This window comes from Pauljensenia sp. UMB1177 (assembly GCF_030217965.1).
Lineage (GTDB): Bacteria > Actinomycetota > Actinomycetes > Actinomycetales > Actinomycetaceae > Pauljensenia > Pauljensenia turicensis_A.
On sequence record NZ_JASOOV010000004.1, the window covers coordinates 202951 to 221915 of the forward strand.

Genomic DNA, 18965 nt, shown 5'->3' on the forward strand with positions numbered 1-18965 from the left:
GGGTGGGAAGAGACCTCACCATAGTTGCTCGTACCTCAGAGAGGTTCCCACCCGTGCATGTTCACGCCCTCGGCTGGTTTGGTCTGGCCGTCGCAATTCTTGCCCTCATTACCGTTGACATCGTTGGCCACGTCCGTAAACCGCACGCTCCGACTCTTAAAGAATCGACCTGGTGGTCGATCGGTTACGTTCTTCTTGGTCTTGCCTTTGGCCTCATCATTTGGGGCGTCTACGGTGGCCAATTTGCCGGCGAATACTACGCTGGCTTTCTGACAGAAAAAGCTCTGTCACTCGATAATCTGTTCGTCTTTATCATCATTATGTCGTCGTTCAGGGTGCCTCGTAACTATCAACAGAAGGCACTGCTATCCGGCATCATCATCGCCCTCGTTCTGCGCCTCGTCTTCATTCTTGTTGGCGCAGCGCTGATTGAACGCTTCACGTGGATCTTCTTTATCTTTGGCGCCTGGCTACTCTGGACCGCCTTCTCGCAAGCACGTGAAGGTGTTGGCGGAGAAGATGAACACGAAGAGGAGGAATACCACGAGAATTCCTTCGTCAAACTGATGCGTCACGTTTTCCCGGTGACCGACGGTTTCATTGGTGACAAGTTCCTGCACCGCCACGGTGGTCGCACGTACCTGACGCCGATGCTCCTGGTGGTCTTCGCGCTGGGCACTGCTGACCTGATGTTTGCCTTCGACTCGATTCCGGCAATTTTCGGCCTGACCCATGAACCCTATTTGGTGTTCGCATCGAACGCGTTCGCTCTGCTTGGTCTGCGTCAGCTGTATTTCCTGATCGAACGTCTGCTGGAAAGACTGGTCTACCTGAACTACGGCTTGGCAGCAATCCTTGCCTTCATCGGAATGAAACTGGTTTTCCACGCGATGCACGAGAATACGCTTCCGTTCCTTAACGGAGGCGAAGGCATTCACTGGGCACCGGAAATCGGAATCCTTCCATCCCTGTCCTTTATCATCGTGACTATCGTGGTGACGGTCGTGACATCGTTGCTGAAGAGCCGTTCGATGGCGTTAAAGGACGCTCCAGACACCCACGTTCTGGAGAAGGAAAAGCCCGCTCGTACTTTTGACTGACACGTTGCCCCGACGGGGCTTACGTACCCGTCCAACGTAAAACCGTCGCCCACACCGAAGGACGTAATGACGCACTCTTCAACACTCTCCGGTCTGACGCACGCTGAGGTGAGAGAACGCGTTGCACGCGGTGAAACGAATGATGTTCGCCAAAGGACCTCGCGATCGATTGCCTCGATTATTCGCGAGAATGTTCTCACGCTGTTTAACGCGATCCTGATCAGTGCTGCGGTGCTGGTGCTCATCTTTGGGCATCCTCAGGATGTTGTCTTCGGGGGAGTGCTGATTATCAACGCGATTATCGGCATTGCTTCGGAATTGAAGGCGAAGCGGACTCTTGATTCACTCGCAATCGTCGATGCTCCAACAGCGTTGGTTATTCGTGGTGGAAAAACTCAAGAGATCCTGGCCAAGGATGTTGTGCTTGATGATGTCATGTGCCTTGAACTGGGTACGCAGATTTGCGCAGATGGCGTCGTTGAAGAATCCTCGGGCCTCGAGGTTGACGAGGCACTACTGACCGGTGAATCAACACCCGTCAAGAAGAAAGTGGGCGATCAGGTTCTTGCAGGAACCTCGGTCGTTGCTGGTAGTGCACTCATGGTTGCCCACGCGGTGGGAGCACAGACATACGCGCAGGATCTTTCTCGCCGAGCTCGCGTCTACACGCGGACTATTTCGCATATTCAGGTGAGTATCAACAAGGTTCTGCGTGTCATTTCCGCGCTACTCATTCCGGTGATTGTGCTGACCATGTGGTCGCAAACCCGTATTGCCGGCACTGATGCGGCCTGGAACCAAGCGATCGTGTTGGCGGTCGCGAGCGTTGTGGGAATGATTCCACAGGGCCTCGTGCTCCTGACTTCAATGAACTTCGCGATCGGTTCGGCGACGTTGGCGCGCAGGGGAGTGCTTGTCCAAGAACTGCCCGCGGTGGAAGTCCTCGCACGAGTCGACAGTGTCTGCGTTGATAAGACGGGCACTCTCACCACAGGCCATATTCGGGTGCGCACGCTTCGCATTGGTGCGAATGTTTCGGAGGATGAGGCCACGCTCGCTTTGAAAGCTCTGAGCGCCAATCGTGCGAATGCAACAGCGCAGGCGATTGACGACTATTATTCCGACGCGGATCTAGGCCAGGTGAATTGGGCGATTCCGTTCTCATCAGCTCGCAAGTGGTCAGCGTGTGGGACTACGAGTGGCAGCTGGTATTTGGGCGCTCCGGAGATTCTTCGTTCTTCGGAAGAACCCGGGGACTTTGATCAGCTCATCGACGAGTATTCGGCGGAAGGTTTGCGCGTTGTTGCCCTGGCTCGTAGCCAAGAGTGCGACGAGGCAACGGCATTCGACGCCTCTTCCGGTGACTACTTGCTTCCAGACACACGACGCGTTGTGGGCATCATTGTCTTGGAAGAAGACTTGCGTGTAGACGTAGCCGATACGCTGACATATTTTGCTCGCCAAGACGTCCGCGTTCGAGTGATTTCGGGTGATAATCCGGTGACTGTTGGCGCTCTGGCACGCCAAGCGGGTTTGAGTCGTCCTGACGGGAAGCCTTTGGTCATCACGGATGCGCGCACTCTCCCCGTAGATACTTTGTCAGATGAGTTCGGCCAGATCGTTGAGAAAACGGATGTGTTCGGGCGTGTGACGCCGGAGCAAAAGCGCGCGATGGTCCAGGCACTGCAGGCTAATGGACACACGGTCGCAATGACAGGCGACGGAGTGAACGATGCCCTTGCTCTGAAAGATTCCGACCTTGGAATCGCGATGGGCAACGGGTCTCAGGCAACGAAGGCTGTTGCGCAGATCGTCTTGATTGATTCAAAGTTTGCTGTATTACCAGGAGTGGTGGGCGAAGGGCGACGCATCATTGCGAATATGGAACGCGTTTGTGCTCTCTTCCTTGCCAAAACCGTTTACGCGGCGTTGATTGTTGTGACGTGTGCTCTGATGGCGTGGGAATACCCGTTCCTTCCACGTCACTTCACCTACATCGATGCACTGACGATCGGCATCCCCGCATTCTTCCTTGCTCTCGCACCGAATGCTAGGCGTTACGTGCCTGGGTTCCTGCACCGAACACTTGCCTTAGCGCTACCCGCAGGAATTGCCTTGACGCTGGCAGCGCTAGGTAGCTACGCAATCGTGGGCCCTGGAGATGAGTACGCGAGGACCATTGCCACGCTTTCGCTGATTGTCGGTGCGCTCTGGCTAGTCTCGGTCACCGCTCGTCCGCTCTTAGGCTGGCGTGGTGGACTCGTGCTCCTCATGGCGCTCGGAGCGTTCATGGGAGTCTCCATTCCCACCATCCGCACCTTCTTAGCGCTCAGCTGGCCCACGCACGAACATTGGCTTGTGATCGGGGTGTCAGGAGTCGGTGCCGGACTTTTGATTGAAGCCAGCCACCGCCTGTACCACAAGCGTCAACACGCTCATGCAGAGGCCATCGGTGCCTCTGACACGGCGCAATTCTGAGCATCGGCGCGAGCTTTAACAGATGCCGTACATGCATGTGTGGGAGAACGCCAAAACGTTCTCCCACACTGTACTGAACAATCAGAAGCGGTTAATCACCGGATTCCACTCGCCGATGATACGTTCACGAATGACACCGGCCTCCTTGAACGGATCCTCATCAAGAAGTGACGCGACCTTATCGGCGTTCTCAGCTTCGAAAATCAGCAGAGCCGTCGGATGACCGCCGGTAACGGGGCCCGAGGCCACGTTAAATCCGTCGTCCTTCAACTGCGTTAAGAATGCGCGGTGCTTGGGACGAACCTCGTCCATCAGCGCTGATTGGGCAGGGTCATAAACGTAAGTCACTGCAAAGTAAGCCATGACTCAACGGTAGGCGCAACGGGCGGTGATTGCATATGAAACGCCACGCCAGGCCTCGTCAATTCTCTTACGAAAAGGGGAATTCCGTATCGAACCCTTCGGCCCCGAAGCCGATCGTCGGCACCCATTCGCGAATCTTGCAGGTTTCGACAAAACCCTGAAGAGCAAAAGGGTCGTCAGCGAGGATCTTGAAAACATCCTGAGCCGAATTGGCGCGAAGAATAATCAGCGCATCATTTTCTCCCCTATCACGCAGGAAGCCGGAAGCCACCACAATGTCGCGTGAATGCAGGTCTCGCAGGAACTGGCGGTGAGCGGGCCTGAATGACTGGATCAACGACTCGAGTGAATGGTCGTAGGTGTATTCGATCATGTAGAGGCTCATTGCCTCATAATGCCAGTTAAACTGCCGTTTGACGATGGAACACATGTACGACATTCGAACTCGGCGCCGAGTAGACTGTTAGGGTGCATGAATCTTTAGTTATTTCTGGTGCTCGCGAGCATAACTTGAAGGATGTCAGCCTCGAGTTGCCTCGAGACACAATGATTGTTTTTACGGGACTTTCCGGCTCCGGTAAGTCATCGTTGGCATTCGATACGATCTTCGCAGAGGGCCAGCGTCGATACGTGGAGTCTCTGTCGTCGTACGCGCGCCAGTTCCTCGGTCAGATGGACAAACCCGACGTCGATTTCATCGAGGGTCTGTCGCCCGCGGTCTCGATTGACCAGAAGTCGACATCGCGCAACCCGCGTTCCACGGTTGGCACGATTACTGAGATTCACGACTACCTGCGTTTGCTGTACGCGCGTGCGGGGATCGCTCACTGCCCGAAGTGTGGCGCACGCATTCAGGCGCAGACTCCCCAGCAGATTGTGGACCGAGTGCGTTCCATGGACGAGGGAACGCGTTTCCAGGTTCTGTCGCCGGTCGTGCGTGGACGCAAGGGTGAGTATCAGGACCTGATCAATGAGCTGAAGACGTCCGGCTACACGCGTGCGATCATCGACGGCGAATTGGTTCGACTCGAGAACGCTCCGGTTTTGGAAAAGAAACTGCGCCACACGATCGAGGTCGTCATTGACCGGCTCGTGGTGCGTTCCGGTATGCGCCAGCGCCTTACTGATTCGGTAGAAACAGCTCTCCGTCTGTCCGATGGCCTCGTCATTATTGACATGGTCGACTTGGACGAGGACGATCCTGATCGTCGTCGCCGATACTCGGAAAAGCGTTCGTGCCCGAACGACCACCCGCTAGCGTTGGAAGAAATCGAACCTCGTACATTCTCTTTTAACGCTCCCTACGGTGCCTGCCCAGACTGTACGGGTATTGGGTCGAAACTTGAAGTTGATCCTGACCTACTGGTTCCCGACGAGGAACTGTCGCTGGCCGACGGTGCGGTGATCGTGTGGAACTCGAACTTCAAGTACCACAAGCGCCTGCTGGAGTCCTTGTCCGGTGAACTCGGATTCGAGATGACAACTCCGTGGAAGGCCCTGCCCGACAACGTCCGCGAAGCCATCCTGTTTGGTAAGGACTACGAGGTCAAGGTCAAGTTCCGCAACAGATGGGGACGCGAACGCTCGTACACGACGGGCTTCGAAGGTGCCGTCACCTACGTTGAGCGCAAGCGCCAGGAAACCGAATCGGAATGGGTGTCGGAGAAGCTCAACGCCTATATGCGTGAGGTTCCGTGTCCGACGTGTCAGGGGGCTCGTCTGCGTCCCGAGGTTCTTGCGGTGACAGTGGGCGATCTATCGATTGCTGAACTGTCTGACCTGTCGATTTCAGATGCCCGCGCACACCTCAATGCGTTGGAGTTGGATCAGCGTTCGCAGGCGATTGCCAAGCCAATCCTGCAGGAGATTCGTGCTCGCCTCGATTTCCTTGTCGATGTTGGCCTGACCTATCTGACGCTGTCACGTGGTGCCGGAACACTGTCGGGCGGCGAAGCGCAGCGTATTCGTCTAGCCACGCAGATTGGCTCCGGTTTGGTTGGCGTCCTGTATGTGCTCGACGAACCGTCGATCGGTCTGCACCAGCGTGACAATCGCAAGCTCATCGATACCTTGAAGCGTCTTCGCGACCTTGGCAATACGCTGATTATTGTCGAGCACGATGAAGAAACGATGGAAGCCGCTGACTGGATCGTCGATATCGGTCCAGGCGCCGGTGAAACGGGTGGCTGGATTGTCCACTCCGGCACTCTGGAAGACTTGAAGAACAACAAGAAATCACTGACTGGCGACTACCTGTCGGGCCGTCGTTCCATCGGAGTGCCAGCTACTCGTCGCCCGGTTGATCCCGAGCGCATGCTGACGATCAAGGGTGCACGCGAGCATAACCTCAACGACGTGACAGTTTCGTTCCCTCTCGGCACCTTTACCGCTGTGACGGGCGTGTCCGGTTCGGGAAAGTCCACGCTGGTGAATTCGATTCTGTACCGCACGCTGGCATCGCGCTTGAACGGTGCGCGCCTTGTGTCAGGTCGTTACCGTTCAATGAGTGGCCTCGAGCATCTCGATAAGGTTGTCCACGTTGATCAGTCGCCGATCGGTCGTACGCCACGTTCGAACCCTGCGACGTATACGGGCGTGTGGGATGCGATTCGTAAGCTGTTCGCGGAAACACAGGAAGCGAAGGTACGAGGCTACGGTCCGGGCCGTTTCTCCTTCAATGTGAAAGGCGGACGCTGTGAATCCTGCAAGGGCGACGGCACGTTAAAGATCGAAATGAACTTCCTGCCTGACGTGTACGTTCCCTGCGAAGTGTGCCATGGTGCACGGTACAACCGTGAAACCTTGGAGATTCTTTACAAGGGGAAGTCAGTCGCAGACGTTCTGAATATGCCGGTGTCTGAAGCGGCGGAGTTTTTCGCGCCGATCTCCAGGATTGCGCGACATCTCAATACCCTTGTCGAGGTTGGCCTGGGTTACGTGCGATTGGGGCAGGCGGCAACAACACTGTCGGGTGGCGAAGCACAGCGTGTGAAGCTCGCGTCCGAACTGCAGCGTCGTTCGACTGGACGAACGATCTATGTGCTGGACGAGCCGACGACCGGCTTACATTCCGAGGATATTCGCAAGCTCCTGCTGGTTTTGCAATCGCTGGTTGACAAAGGCAATACGGTCATCGTCATTGAGCACAACCTGGACGTCATCAAGTGCGCTGATTGGATCGTTGATATGGGCCCCGAAGGTGGTTCCGGTGGTGGTCGCGTCATTGCTGAAGGAACACCAGAAGCAGTTGCGAAGGTGAAGGGGTCGTTTACCGGGGAGTTCCTGGCAGATATTCTCGCGAGTGCGAAGAACCAGTCTGTCGCGAAGAAGAAGGTCTGAGCCAAGAAGAAGTAAGGACGATGCTTCTGCTACTCCTTTGATCTGCGAATAGGCGAGCATAACGAGGGGGCACCGATCATGATTGATCGGCGACCCCCTTTTGTCCGGTCAAGTTCGGGCAGTAACAGTGGCGGCGGGTCCAGGAAAATTCGATATCCGCGGTTTCGGCGGCGCAGCCATGGGCGGATACAAGCAGCTTCCCATCCGTTTTCTCCGGGTTGCAGATATAGTCAATGGCTGCTTTCAGCGTTGACTTGATAGGATGCGTCTTTGTAACTGCCATATCTCGTCCAGCCTTTCCCGTATCTCATCCATGTCGGCCTGATACGCAGTGCCTCCGGCATTGATCCGCTTGGCGATCTGGTTGATGTTCCGACCGATGATGGAAAGCTCTTTGGTAAATGCCTTGATATCTGCGGTGTCCGTATAGGTGATATACCCGTCAATCGCCATCTTTCGGAGGTAGGCGCCATATCTGCGTGTCGGTAACTGGCTCATTTTTGTCTATGAGCCGTTTTTATCCTCCGTGACATAAAATTTCATTTGAATATTCCGTTTTCGACTTGCCATGTGCCGCCGACCTTCCGCATAAGGGTTTGGAATTATCCCAACAAGCAGAAATTTCGCAAGTGGGTACTCACTTGCTGTGCTTGCTACCGTATCTTATCCCTACTTATAAAGCGTTTCGGAAACCTTAAAATGCCCGCAAAATAAGAAAAACAGAGGATGTTCAGACACCCTCCGTTTCTTCATTCGGCTTTTCAATTTTTAAGGCCCCGTCAATGGCACCCTCCACGATAGGAAAATACTGTTCTGGGCAGGGCTTTAACTTCTGTCCGACCCGCTGGCGCAGCTCGCTTTCCTCTCGCATGACCTCTGGATTGAAATATCTCTCCATCGACAGGCCGCAGATTTTTACAAGCTGTATGATGACCGGCAGGCTGGGGATCGTACCCTCGTTTTCAATGTTGGCAAGATACCTGGTATCAATATTCACCTTTTCGGCTAAATCTTTTCGTGCAAGGTTCTTCGCCTTCCGTGCTTCTTTTACATCCGCACCGAAGGTTTCAAAGCCAGGGCAGTCTTTAACTTTTGCTATTTAGCATCACCCACATACATTCTATATTTCATAGATTGCCCGTGGAATGATGTCATATGCAGTTTTCTTAAACTTTATATTTCATATTTCTGTGAACTAATCAGAATTCGAAAATGTCAATATCGTCTTACATCCATGTGGCACTACGTTTTCGATTTGCATTGTGCCTTTATGTGCTGCCATAATCTGCTGAACAATCAAAATCCCCAACCCATGCCGCAAATCCAGACGCTCATCTATACTTTCCATGTAGTGTGGCTTTTCTTCTAGGTCTTGTCGCTTTTCAGGAGACAGACCTACTCCGTTATCTGCAACAGAGAGCGTAAGACCATCATGTGCATTTTCCAGATCAAGCCGAATTTCGCAGCCTCCCGGATTGTGTTTGATGCTGTTCTGCACAAGATTGTTGATTGCCCGTGAAATCAAGCGGGTATCACATTCCAGCCTGGCATTTTCTGCTTCTGGCGTAATTTCAATTTCAACCGTATAGGCATCCAAAATCCCGGAGTTGAGCAGTTCCGACACATAGGAACGAAGGAGTTTAGACAGGCGTATTTTCTCCTTGTGAAGCGGCTGCATTTCATATTCCAGTTGAGACACTAAATTCAAATCCTGCACGAGTTCTTTGATTTTAGCGCTTTGCTTTTGCACGATCAGAGCCTGCTCTTTTACCCCCTCACTGGCTGTTTTGTCTGCGGCGATCCGGTCTGCATAGCCCATAATCATAGAAAGCGGAGTTCGGATGTCATGAGAGACCCCGCTGATCCAGTTGGCTCTGGCTTCGTTTTGCCTGCTTAATATCAGAGAGGCTTTATTTACGCTGCCCGCAATTTCGGATAACTCTCTATCAATATGGAGAGAAACGGGTTTGCCATCGGCCAATGTTTCAATGGCATCTACAATCGGTTCCGTGTTCTGGATGATCCTGCGTTTTGAAAAATAGTAGGCCAAAAACAGGCACAGCACATCCATGCCCAACGTTCCTATCACATAGAGGGGAATTTTCTGAATAGCCTCCATGGAATAGTAGTTGCTGGTGAGCTTCATATAGCTATTCTTTGGATACCCTAAAACTAACAATCCATCCTCTGTACTCCAGACAAAAACGGGATAATCCTCCAGATAGCCTTTGGAAAATGAAGCTACCTCTTGAATGCTGTAATGTTGCGGCACTTCTTGTGGCACATCGAGCCGCCAGAAACATTCGCCCGTTGACGTTAGATACATGGCCCAGATATTGTACTGGCGCAATTTCTGCTCTGCGTAATCGGGCAAACCCTCTATGGTAGCCGCAGTAGAGGTCAGCTCAAGCATGGCGCGCGGGGACGCTTCTCCGTAATCCTCTGAAACTGTGTGATAGAAAGTCACGCCAAACAGAACGACATTGACAATTACCAGGATCAGAAGAAATGCAGCGAAAGACACCAAGTGCTTTGAAATATAGGTGCCAAAAGATTTCAAGGCGTCACTTCCTTGTAATCAGTTTATAACCCAGCCCCTTAATCGTAATCAGGGAAACGGGCTTTGAGGGATCGGCTTCAATTTTTTCCCGAATCCGCCGTACATGGGCATTCAGGCTATTTTCATAGCCGAAAGGATTGTCGCCCCATAATGCTTCACAAAGAGCGTCAACCGTAACAATCTTTCCCTCGTTGCGGGCCAGCGTTTCCAACAGGGTATGCTCTTTTGCGGTCAGGAGGATAATCTCGCCGCCTTTGTTGACCTCTGCCCGGCTAAAATCAATCGTACATCCATCCAGGAAAACCCGCGGGCTGTCCTCTTTATAAGTTCGGCGCAAAACCGCATAGACACGCAGCAATAGCTCCTGCGGCATAAAAGGCTTTGAAATATAATCGTCTGCTCCAAGGCCAAGACCGGCCAGCTTGTCTGCTGCTTCGTCTTTTGCGGTCAGAAAGATGATTGGCACATTTGTAAAAGTGCGGAGCTGCTTCATCAGGGAAAAGCCGTCCCCATCTGGCAACATGACATCCAAAACCATCAAGTTGGGTTTTTCTTTTTCTGTCATTAGTATGGCTTCTTTTACTGTTGCGGCAGTAAGTATGGTTTCAAAACCGGCATCGCTTAAAATATCGGATACCATTTTCAGCAGATCCGGCTCATCGTCTACAAGCAAGAGCTTCTTTCGATGCAGAAAAGAGTTGTCCATAGCGTCACCTCCCGAAAGTATTATAAAAAAGGATTTAAAGTCTGCGGAGGGCATCCTCAAAAAGTAAGGTAAAAGTAAGGACGGGAGAATGTAGATGTCAGGTTGAAGTTGTACCGTAGAAGCATCGAAAGGAGATGTTTCTATGGACTATATCATTACAACGGAACATTTGACCAAGAAATATAAGAACTTCACTTCGGTCAATCATGTTTCGCTTCATATTCGCAAGGGCAGCATTTATGGTTTTCTTGGCCCGAACGGGGCAGGCAAATCCACTACCATGAAAATGCTGTTGGGGTTGACCGCTCCCACAAAAGGCAGCTTTACCATTGATGGGAAACAGTTTCCGCAGGATCGGATTGCCATTCTCAAAGAGATCGGCTCTTTCATCGAAGCGCCATCTTTCTACGCAAATCTCACCGGGCGGGAAAATCTTGACATTATCCGCCGCATTTTGGGACTGCCGAAAGCTGATGTGGAAGATGCTCTGGAACTGGTAGGGCTGACCGAGTTTGGCGACCGGCTGGCAAAACAGTATTCGCTGGGAATGAAGCAACGCTTGGGCCTTGCCGGGGCGCTCTTGGGGCGTCCGCCGATTCTGATTCTGGACGAACCCACAAACGGTCTTGACCCGTCTGGTATCCACGAAATCCGCAATCTGGTAAAATCTTTGCCCAGCCTTTACGACTGCACGGTGCTGATCTCGTCCCATATGCTGTCTGAAATCGAATTGATTGCAGATGACATTGGGATTCTCAACCACGGGCGGCTGCTGTTTGAGGGAAGCATGAATGATCTGCGTCAATACGCCCTGCAATCCGGCTTCGCTGCGAACAATCTGGAAGATGTGTTCCTTTCTATGGTTGAGAAAGATAACATGGACAGAAAGCAGCGGGCAAAATTATGAAAACGCTGGCAATCGAACTTCGGAAAGAAAAGCGAACCGGCGCGATTCCCGTGCTGCTGGCCGTTGGTGTCTTGGGAGCCGCCTGCGCATTTGTCGATTTCATTGTGCGGAAAGACACGCTTCTGAATCTGCCGCTGGCCCCGATGGATGTCTTGTTGACCCAGCTCTACGGCATGATTATGGTGCTGAATCTGTTCGGTATCGTAGTTGCTACCTGCATGATCTACAACATGGAATTTAAGGGAAGTGCCGTAAAGAAGATGTATATGCTTCCCGTCAGCGTCCCGACCATGTATCTGTGCAAATTTCTGATTCTGACGGTCATGTTTTTGATTGCAATCGTGCTGCAAAACCTGGCACTTGCACAGATCGGAATGACGGACTTGCCGGACGGAGCATTTGAGATGGGTACGCTGGTACGCTTTGCCGGATACTCTTTTCTCACATCCATGCCGGTACTGTCGTTTATGCTGCTGATTTCCTCGCGCTTTGAAAATATGTGGGTGCCGCTTGGAATTGGTGTTGCCGGTTTTCTGAGTGGTATGGCCCTTGCAAATTCGGGACTGACGCTTTTGCTGGTGCATCCTGTTGTGATTATTCTGAAACCAGCAGTAGCCAAGAGCGCCCAGCCTGATTCGACGGTTGCCCTTGTCGCTTTGGTGGAAACACTGTTGTTCCTTGCTGTGGGCTTGTGGCTGGCGAAGTACAGACGCTACGAGTAAGGAGGGATAATAAGAAATGAGCTTTTTGGATTTACTCAAAATCGAGTTTATGAAAGTAAAACGCTCCAAAATCGTACCCCTGATTTTCATTGCACCTTTATTGGTGGTGGTTTCCGGGGTTGCGAGTTTGAGCAACTACTTTACACCGGAATACACCAATGCGTGGCCTGCCATGTTTATTCAAAGTGCGCTTGTTTACGCCTACTATCTGCTTCCATTCAGCATGATCGTGGTTTGCGTGATGATCGCAGGACGAGAAACAGGAAATAACGGGATTCTGAAAATGCTGGCGCTACCGGTCAGCCGCTGCGCATTATCCATTGCCAAATTCTGTGTGCTTACCTTTTATCTGTTTATGGAGATGGTGGTGTTTCTTGTCGTATTTGTAATCGCTGGGCTGATTGCGACACAGACAATGGGAGTAACAGAAACCCTGCCGATCCTATATCTTCTGAAATGGTGCTTGGGGCTGTTTCTGACTATGCTGCCGTGCATTGCGGCTATGTGGGCCATCACTGTGCTGTTTGAAAAACCGCTTCTTTCTGTTGGATTAAATCTGCTGCTTGTGATTCCCGGTGTATTGGTTGCAAATACGCCGCTGTGGATCGCCTACCCGTACTGTTACAGCGGTTATCTCGTTTCCTGCTCTCTCCATGACTTTACAGCAGAAACTTCCGACGCCGCTTTTTCGGTGTTTCCGTTCCTGCCGTGCGCGATTGTGGTGTTTGGCCTGTTTTTCGCGCTGGCTGTCACCCAATTTGGGAAAAAAGAAATGAGGTAAAACTATGGAAAAGAAAAAACTTCAACCAGTTAGTATCGCTGCGCTCATTGTGAGCATCCTACCGCTGGCGGCTCTTGCCCCATCGCTTCTGCACCTTTCGCTGTCGGACGGAGTCCGAACCGCTTGGGCCGGAGCCAATATCGCTTTTGTCCTGCTGGGCCTGATTCTTTCGGTGGTATGTGTGCGGAGCAGGGAAAGCCGCAGTATAATCAATATTGTATCAACTGCAATCAGCGTTTTTTGGCTGCTGCTGATGGTGGGAATTGTCGCGCTTGCCATGTTCCTTACTTTCGTTCAGTGAAGAAACAGTTATGCGTAGAGTTGAGAAATTTATTGGATGATGCCTGATCGCGGTTTCTTTGCTGGCTTGTATTGCCTGCTCCGGCTTCGATAGGTTAAGTGATAACCTCAAAGACAGAGCAGAGCAGACATATTTTCATGCGCGTATGAAGCGGCGGCTTTGATTTTCAGAGCCGCCGCTGATGACCTGCAAGGGCGCGGTAGCCGATTGGAGGTTAATTTGCCGTATCCTTCTTCTTATTTCGCAGTATCCATGATCTGCACCAGTTAAAAAGCGTAGCCCCTCCGTTGGAGTTGTACGGCTTTGGATATGAACTATACCATGTATAGCAATCATCTTTATAAAACATTTCTGCGCCCAGCAGGTCCATTGCGACTTGCTGGGCGCTTTTGCTGTTTTCCGAAGACAAGCCCACTTCGAAAAAATTTTTTAAGAAATTTTCAAAAAGGAGGCTTTTAGCGGGTAGCGAGCGGCTTTGCGTTCGCCTTGTTAGCGGAAAGGGAGAAACCCACCTCATTCCCCCAGGAAAGGGGGGGGAAAAGATGGATGTGATCCCCCGCAATGACTATGGCGAGCGGTGCCAGTTTGATGCTTACTGCAAGCTTGTACTATACCATGAGGCAATCGACTACCTCCGGGAAATGCAGAGGCGCCGTGACAGGGAACTGTCATTCAGCGACCTTCCACAAATGGAGATGGACAAGCTCTGCGTTGTAGATCATTACCCCAGTGACAGATTTACATTCTCGTCCCACGGGTATGACCTGCATATCGAAAACGAGCTTGTGGCTGATGCCTTCGCCGGTTTGTCCGTTCAGGAGCAGAGTATTTTGATCCCGCATTTTGTTCTGGACTTGCCGGATCAGGAGGTTGGCCGCCTTGTTGGAATGTCTTGCAGCGCCGTTCAGCGGCGAAGGGCAAAATCATTGACCGAGCGGCGGATCAAGTTGGCCGCACTCATGCCGAAGGGAGGTTGAAGGTATGAAGAAACCCACTTACAAGGGCAAGGAGCTTCTTCCTCTTTCGGTGATTGACGCCGCCCGTGACGGGGACTCTCAGGCTGTGGATCAGGTACTCCGGTATTATGAGGGTTTCGTAGCGAAGAAACTCAGATAGACGGGTTGGTTTTCTTCGCTTCGGTCGTTCGAATGTGTAGCTCGTCGACATTCGTCGAGGCTGGCATATCGACGGCAAGACGCACAGTCTTCGCAACATCAAAAGCACGCATGTGATCATCAGGGTTGTAGGTCTTGCCAGCCTGAGCCTGCATAGCGACCTGCATATCAGTATCGATACGTCCAGGGTGAATAGCGACAACGCGAACCCGGCCACGTTCAGCTTCACGCAGACAATCGGTGAAAGAACGCAATGCCCACTTCGAGACCGTGTACGCAGCATCAGAGGGATAGATGCGCACACCAGCACCGGAGTTGATGACAACGACCGTGCCGCAATTCTCGCGTAGCTTCGGCAGACACATCCGTGTCAGGTCAGCGGCAGCAATGACGTTGGTTTCCAAGACCCAGCGCCAATCGTCGCGAGTCGTGTGATCAAGCGTCGCCTTCTTGCCAACACCAGCATTGTTGACGAGGACATTGAGACGCCCCACTGTGGCCAACACGTCCGAAAGAGCTTGGGCGGCCTCGTCCTCATTCGTCAGATCGGCGACAAAGGCGGAAGCATCACCCAACTCGTCGACCACGCGACCTACTGCTTCGGCTGATCGTCCGCCAACGATGACGTGATGCGTCTTCGCCAGTTCAACGGCAATCGCATGTCCGAGGCCACGAGTGGCACCGGTGACCAGAGCGACTGGGCGATTGGACGATACTGTAGCGGTCATCGCGCGTCTCCATTCTGAGTTGTGTCGGAGTAGAGTGCATCGACCTCGTGGGCAAAGTCGCGCAGAACGACGTTGCGCTTCAGCTTCTGGGACGGGGTCATGTAGCCGTTCTCGACTGTGAATTCGGCGTTGACGATGCGATATCGGCGGATCGATTCTGCGCGCGACACCTTTTCATTCGCTCGAGCAATCGCCTTTTCGAGCGATTTACGCACGACCGGAAGGTTCGCAGCAGATGCCGTATCTACAACATCCTGTCCCTTCGATGCGAGCCACATCGGGAGCATTTCAGCATCCAAGGTGATGAGCGCTCCAATGTACGGGCGAGCATCACCGACAACAACCACGCTCGAAATCAACGGGTGTGTTTGCAAGGAATCTTCCAAAACCTCGGGCGAAACATTCTTACCACCCGCGGTGACAATCAATTCCTTCTTACGGCCCGTAATACGCAGGTGGCCCGTTTCGTCGATAGCACCCAAATCACCGGACTTGAACCAGCCATCAACGAAGGAGGCTTGAGTTTCCTCCGGCAGGTTGTGATAGCCCTTCATGACGCTGACACCCTTCATCAGGATCTCACCGTCGTCATCGATACGAATCGTGTTACCCGGCCAGGGGAAGCCCACCGAATCCGGCGGGAAGTCCGAGGGCCATTCGACGGCAATCGGCCCAGTCGACTCCGACAGACCGTAGCCCTGCAGAAGGGTAATACCAAGGCCACGGTAGAAGTGAGCAAGGTCAGCTGCCAGGGGAGCGCCACCGCAAATGATCGTGTGGAGGTTCGGGCCAAGCACTGACTTCACCTTGCGCAGAGCCAGAGCATCGGCAACACGTAGGCGAGACTTCAACGCAAAGGAAGGACCGGGAGAAGGGGCTGCAGACGCTGAAGGAATCTGAGTTGTGTGGCTGGTCGGAGCGCCTACGGCCGAGGTCTGTTCGATTTCAGGAGCCTTCGTGTATGCGGTCGCATGCGACAGTTGTTTCGCCTGGTTTGCTGCCCATGAGAAAAGCGAGCCCTTGATACCGCCACCGGCCTTCGCGGTTGCAGCGTTGTACACCTTCTCCAGAACACGAGGCACGACAAGGAGCATTGTGGGCTTGAAGGTCGAAATGTCCGTCAGCAGGTTACGCATATCCGGAACGAACGCGACGCGTCCCTGACCGCCAAGCAACGCGTACATGACGAAGCGTGCCAGAGAGTGCGCGACGGGCAGGAAGAGCAGTGAGCGCGACTTTGGAGAATTGATGAGGTCCGGGAGGAAGTCGTAGGCCTGAATGGCAGAAGAAATGAAGTTTCCGTGCGTCAGCTCAATGCCCTTTGGGCGACCCGTTGTCCCCGAGGTGTAGATGATCGTTGCAACGTCGTGAAGTTTACGGAGCTCAAGGCGTTCGTTGACCTGTTCGAGCCTCACGCCTTTAGCAGCAGCGAGAATTGTGCGCTCGGCGCCTTTATCGAGCGACATGATGGTCACGTTATCGCGTGCAACCGAACGGACAAGGTCTGCCTGTTGCGTTGTTGCCGTGACAACAATCGTCACTTCAGAGTCGACAAGGATGTGTTCGATCTGTGCTGCAGAATCTGTTTCATAGATCGGAACCGTGACTGCGCCACAGCTGAGCGCTGCGAGGTCAATGAGCGCCCATTCGAACGACGTGGGCGCAAGAATGGCAAGATGCGCGCCCGGTTGCAGGCCAAGGCCGATCATGCCACGTGCCGTATCGTCGATACGACGAACGAACTCATTGATCGTCATCGGACGCCACTGACCAACGCCGTTTCGGCGTTCAATCGCCACTTGATTCGGGTGGTCAATTGCGCGCTGTCGGATCATCTTGGGCAGGTTCCAGTCAGGATCGGCTACGCGAGTAGCAGGATTATCCCATGTTGATGCGTCAACGTGGATCAATGTCATTTCTTTTGCCCTTCGGCGTAGAGTGCGTCGACCTCGTGAGCGAAGTCTTTGATCACAGCATGGCGACGAAGCTTCAGCGACGGAGTCATATATCCATTTTCCACCGTAAACGTCTGATCGATGATCCTCAACCGCCGAATGGACTCTGCACGCGACACCCTTTTGTTTGCACGCGTGACTGCTTTCTCCAAGGAATCGCGTACTTCTGGCATATCCGCAGCCTGTGCGGCGTCCACAATTGGGAGACCGTGATTCTTCAGCCATGTGGGCAACATATCGGAATCGAGGGTGATCAGCGCGCCAATGTAGGGGCGAGCATCACCGACGACAACAATATGTGCGATCAGCGGGTGGGTGATCAGCTGTTCTTCGAGGACCTCGGGCGAAACATTCTTTCCACCGGCGGTGACGATCAATTCCTTCTTACGGCCGGTGATTGATACTCCGAGGTTCTTATCCACGGTGCCAAGGTCACCTGTACGGAACCATCCGTCAATAAAAGAGTCTGCGGTCGCGTCGGAGAGATTGTAGTACCCCGACATCACCGAAACGCCTTTCAGAAGAATCTCGCCGTCATCAGCGATCTTGACGTAATTACCAGGCAGAACGGGGCCGACATAACCAGACGGGTGGTTATTCAGTAGCTGGACACATGCGGGCCCGGTCGTTTCAGAAAGACCGTAGCCCTGCAGCACCTTCAGGCCGAGGCCACCGAAAAACTGTGCAAGATCCGATGCAAGCGGGGCTCCGCCGGACACGATGTACTTCAGGTTCGGGCCCAGGATCTCACGAATCTTCTTCAGAACCAGAGTGTCAGCAACCGAGTGGCGCACGCGCTTCAACGGCGATGGGCCAAGCGTCTTTTCTTTCGAAGTTGCCCACGACCTTGCCTGCTTGGCGGACCAGGAGAAAATCTTGCCTTTAATGCCCTTACCGGCCTTCGCGGCTGCGGAGTTGTAGACCTTTTCCAGGACGCGCGGGACAACCAACAACACGGAGGGCTTGAATGAGGCAATGTCGGGAAGCAGGTTCTTAATGTCGGGGGAGAATCCGAGTGTTCCTTGGCCGGAGATCACCACGTGCATGACGAAGCGAGCGAGTACGTGTGCCACGGGAAGGAACAGAAGCAGGCGGGTGTCGGGGGAGTCAATGACCGCTCCGAGTACCTGTCGAGTTGCGTAGGCTGTGCCGACAAAGTTGGCGTGAGTCAGGCAGACACCCTTCGGCATGCCGGTTGTTCCCGACGTGTAAATGATGGTTGCCAGATCACTGCTCTTGATTTTGATACGGCGTGCTTCAACTTCTGAAGCCTCGATGCCGAGCGCAGCTGTAGCGATATTGCGCATGGCGCCACGGTCAATGGAATCAATGAAGCGAACGTTGGGAGTACGGACGCTTTCCACAAGTTCCGCCTGCTGGCTGGTCTGGGTGAAGACCTGAATAACCTTCGCGTCGGTCAGGATGTGTTCGATTTGAGCAGCAGAGTCTGATTCGTAAATGGGAACGGTGATAGCTCCGATAGACAGGATGGCATAGTCCAGTAGCATCCATTCATACGAGGTTGATGAAAGGATCGCGACGGCATCGCCGGGGTGAATGCCCTGGCCGATCAAGCCGCGAGCCACATCGTTGACTTGAGCAAGAAGCTCTTCGGCGGTCACCGGTTGGGGAAGACCAACGGGAGTGCGCTGTTCGACGGCGACCTGTTTGGGGTGCTTCTGAGCACGCGCAATCAAGAGTGAGGATACTGATTCGTGTGCCCCAACCTTGAACTTTGGTTTCACTGTGAATGAGCCGTCGCGTAGCTTTTTCATGGATTCCTCCCGTGGTCGCGAACTTATTTCAATTCTTTTATTAACTTGAGCCTACCTACATCTCCTTCAACTAGTGTGCGACCCTCCGGTTTTGGGTGGCGTTTGATTGCTCACGATTCGCGCGGTGGTGTGTAT

18 protein-coding genes are annotated in these 18965 nt (G+C 53.1%); 9 read left to right on the plus strand and 9 right to left on the minus strand.

All coding sequences use genetic code 11. The features are described 5' to 3' along the window. The first annotated feature begins 53 nt into the window (after window positions 1-53). Window positions 54-1100, plus strand: a complete 1047-nt coding sequence (locus tag QP442_RS06835) for a TerC/Alx family metal homeostasis membrane protein (protein ID WP_103632598.1) — start codon at window positions 54-56, stop codon at window positions 1098-1100. A 66-nt stretch (window positions 1101-1166) separates the two neighbouring features. After that, on the plus strand, window positions 1167-3578 hold the full coding sequence (locus QP442_RS06840; RefSeq protein WP_103632599.1) for an HAD-IC family P-type ATPase: 2412 nt from the start codon (window positions 1167-1169) through the stop codon (window positions 3576-3578). A gap of 81 nt (window positions 3579-3659) precedes the next feature. On the opposite strand, the gene QP442_RS06845 is transcribed toward QP442_RS06840, so the two are convergent. Together QP442_RS06845 and QP442_RS06850 are read right to left on the minus strand one after the other, a co-directional pair. Further along, entirely contained in the window at window positions 3660-3941 is a 282-nt protein-coding gene (locus QP442_RS06845; RefSeq protein WP_006681067.1) for a YciI family protein, read from the minus strand. Window positions 3942-4008: 67 nt separating this feature from the next. Beyond that, window positions 4009-4326 carry a YciI family protein gene (locus QP442_RS06850; protein ID WP_179369661.1) on the minus strand — a complete coding sequence of 106 codons (318 nt, stop codon included), beginning with the start codon at window positions 4324-4326 and terminating at the stop codon, window positions 4009-4011. Between the two features lie 83 nt (window positions 4327-4409). Between QP442_RS06850 and uvrA the strand changes: the two genes are divergently transcribed. Then, on the plus strand, window positions 4410-7280 hold the full coding sequence (gene uvrA / locus QP442_RS06855) for an excinuclease ABC subunit UvrA (protein WP_103632601.1): 2871 nt from the start codon (window positions 4410-4412) through the stop codon (window positions 7278-7280). Window positions 7281-7523: 243 nt separating this feature from the next. Here uvrA and mobC read toward each other — a convergent pair whose 3' ends face one another. The 4 genes from mobC to QP442_RS06880 all read right to left on the minus strand — a co-directional run bounded on the left by mobC (window position 7524) and on the right by QP442_RS06880 (window position 10546). Beyond that, window positions 7524-7778 (minus strand): plasmid mobilization relaxosome protein MobC, encoded by a 255-nt coding sequence (gene mobC / locus QP442_RS08655; protein ID WP_442822792.1) that lies wholly within the window; start codon window positions 7776-7778, stop codon window positions 7524-7526. Between the two features lie 232 nt (window positions 7779-8010). After that, a complete protein-coding gene (locus QP442_RS06870) occupies window positions 8011-8379 on the minus strand; it encodes a helix-turn-helix transcriptional regulator (protein WP_103632602.1) in 369 nt (122 codons plus the stop codon). Between the two features lie 96 nt (window positions 8380-8475). Then, window positions 8476-9840 (minus strand): sensor histidine kinase, encoded by a 1365-nt coding sequence (locus QP442_RS06875; protein WP_103632603.1) that lies wholly within the window; start codon window positions 9838-9840, stop codon window positions 8476-8478. A gap of 4 nt (window positions 9841-9844) precedes the next feature. Continuing rightward, window positions 9845-10546 carry a response regulator transcription factor gene (locus tag QP442_RS06880; RefSeq protein WP_103632604.1) on the minus strand — a complete coding sequence of 234 codons (702 nt, stop codon included), beginning with the start codon at window positions 10544-10546 and terminating at the stop codon, window positions 9845-9847. Between the two features lie 142 nt (window positions 10547-10688). On the opposite strand from QP442_RS06880, the gene QP442_RS06885 reads away from it, so the two are divergent. The 6 genes from QP442_RS06885 to QP442_RS06910 all read left to right on the plus strand — a co-directional run bounded on the left by QP442_RS06885 (window position 10689) and on the right by QP442_RS06910 (window position 14373). After that, window positions 10689-11453, plus strand: coding sequence for an ABC transporter ATP-binding protein (locus QP442_RS06885; RefSeq protein WP_103632605.1), 765 nt, complete (start codon window positions 10689-10691; stop codon window positions 11451-11453). Next, window positions 11450-12175, plus strand: coding sequence for an ABC transporter permease (locus QP442_RS06890; protein WP_103632606.1), 726 nt, complete (start codon window positions 11450-11452; stop codon window positions 12173-12175). Before QP442_RS06885 ends, QP442_RS06890 begins: the two co-directional genes overlap by 4 nt. A 16-nt stretch (window positions 12176-12191) precedes the next feature. Beyond that, window positions 12192-12956, plus strand: a complete 765-nt coding sequence (locus QP442_RS06895; protein ID WP_103632607.1) for an ABC transporter permease — start codon at window positions 12192-12194, stop codon at window positions 12954-12956. A gap of 4 nt (window positions 12957-12960) precedes the next feature. Continuing rightward, a complete protein-coding gene (locus QP442_RS06900; RefSeq protein WP_103632608.1) occupies window positions 12961-13257 on the plus strand; it encodes a hypothetical protein in 297 nt (98 codons plus the stop codon). A gap of 542 nt (window positions 13258-13799) precedes the next feature. Next, complete coding sequence (locus tag QP442_RS06905; RefSeq protein WP_103632609.1) at window positions 13800-14234, plus strand: sigma-70 family RNA polymerase sigma factor; 435 nt, start codon at window positions 13800-13802, stop codon at window positions 14232-14234. A 4-nt stretch (window positions 14235-14238) separates the two neighbouring features. After that, the gene (locus QP442_RS06910; protein ID WP_219810934.1) at window positions 14239-14373 is read left to right on the plus strand and encodes a helix-turn-helix domain-containing protein; all 135 of its coding nucleotides are present in this window, start codon (window positions 14239-14241) and stop codon (window positions 14371-14373) included. Here the strand turns inward: QP442_RS06910 and QP442_RS06915 are convergent. From QP442_RS06915 to QP442_RS06925, 3 genes are read right to left on the minus strand one after another with little or no spacing between them, the layout of a single operon-like run. Then, window positions 14366-15100: an SDR family oxidoreductase gene (locus tag QP442_RS06915; protein WP_103632610.1), complete on the minus strand. Its 735-nt coding sequence runs from the start codon at window positions 15098-15100 to the stop codon at window positions 14366-14368. The genes QP442_RS06910 and QP442_RS06915 overlap by 8 nt on opposite strands. Continuing rightward, window positions 15097-17016: an AMP-dependent synthetase/ligase gene (locus QP442_RS06920; RefSeq protein WP_103632611.1), complete on the minus strand. Its 1920-nt coding sequence runs from the start codon at window positions 17014-17016 to the stop codon at window positions 15097-15099. Before QP442_RS06920 ends, QP442_RS06915 begins: the two co-directional genes overlap by 4 nt. Continuing rightward, the gene (locus QP442_RS06925; RefSeq protein WP_103632612.1) at window positions 17013-18830 is read right to left on the minus strand and encodes an AMP-dependent synthetase/ligase; all 1818 of its coding nucleotides are present in this window, start codon (window positions 18828-18830) and stop codon (window positions 17013-17015) included. The genes QP442_RS06920 and QP442_RS06925 overlap by 4 nt, the downstream gene beginning before the upstream one ends. Between the last annotated feature and the right edge of the window lie 135 nt (window positions 18831-18965).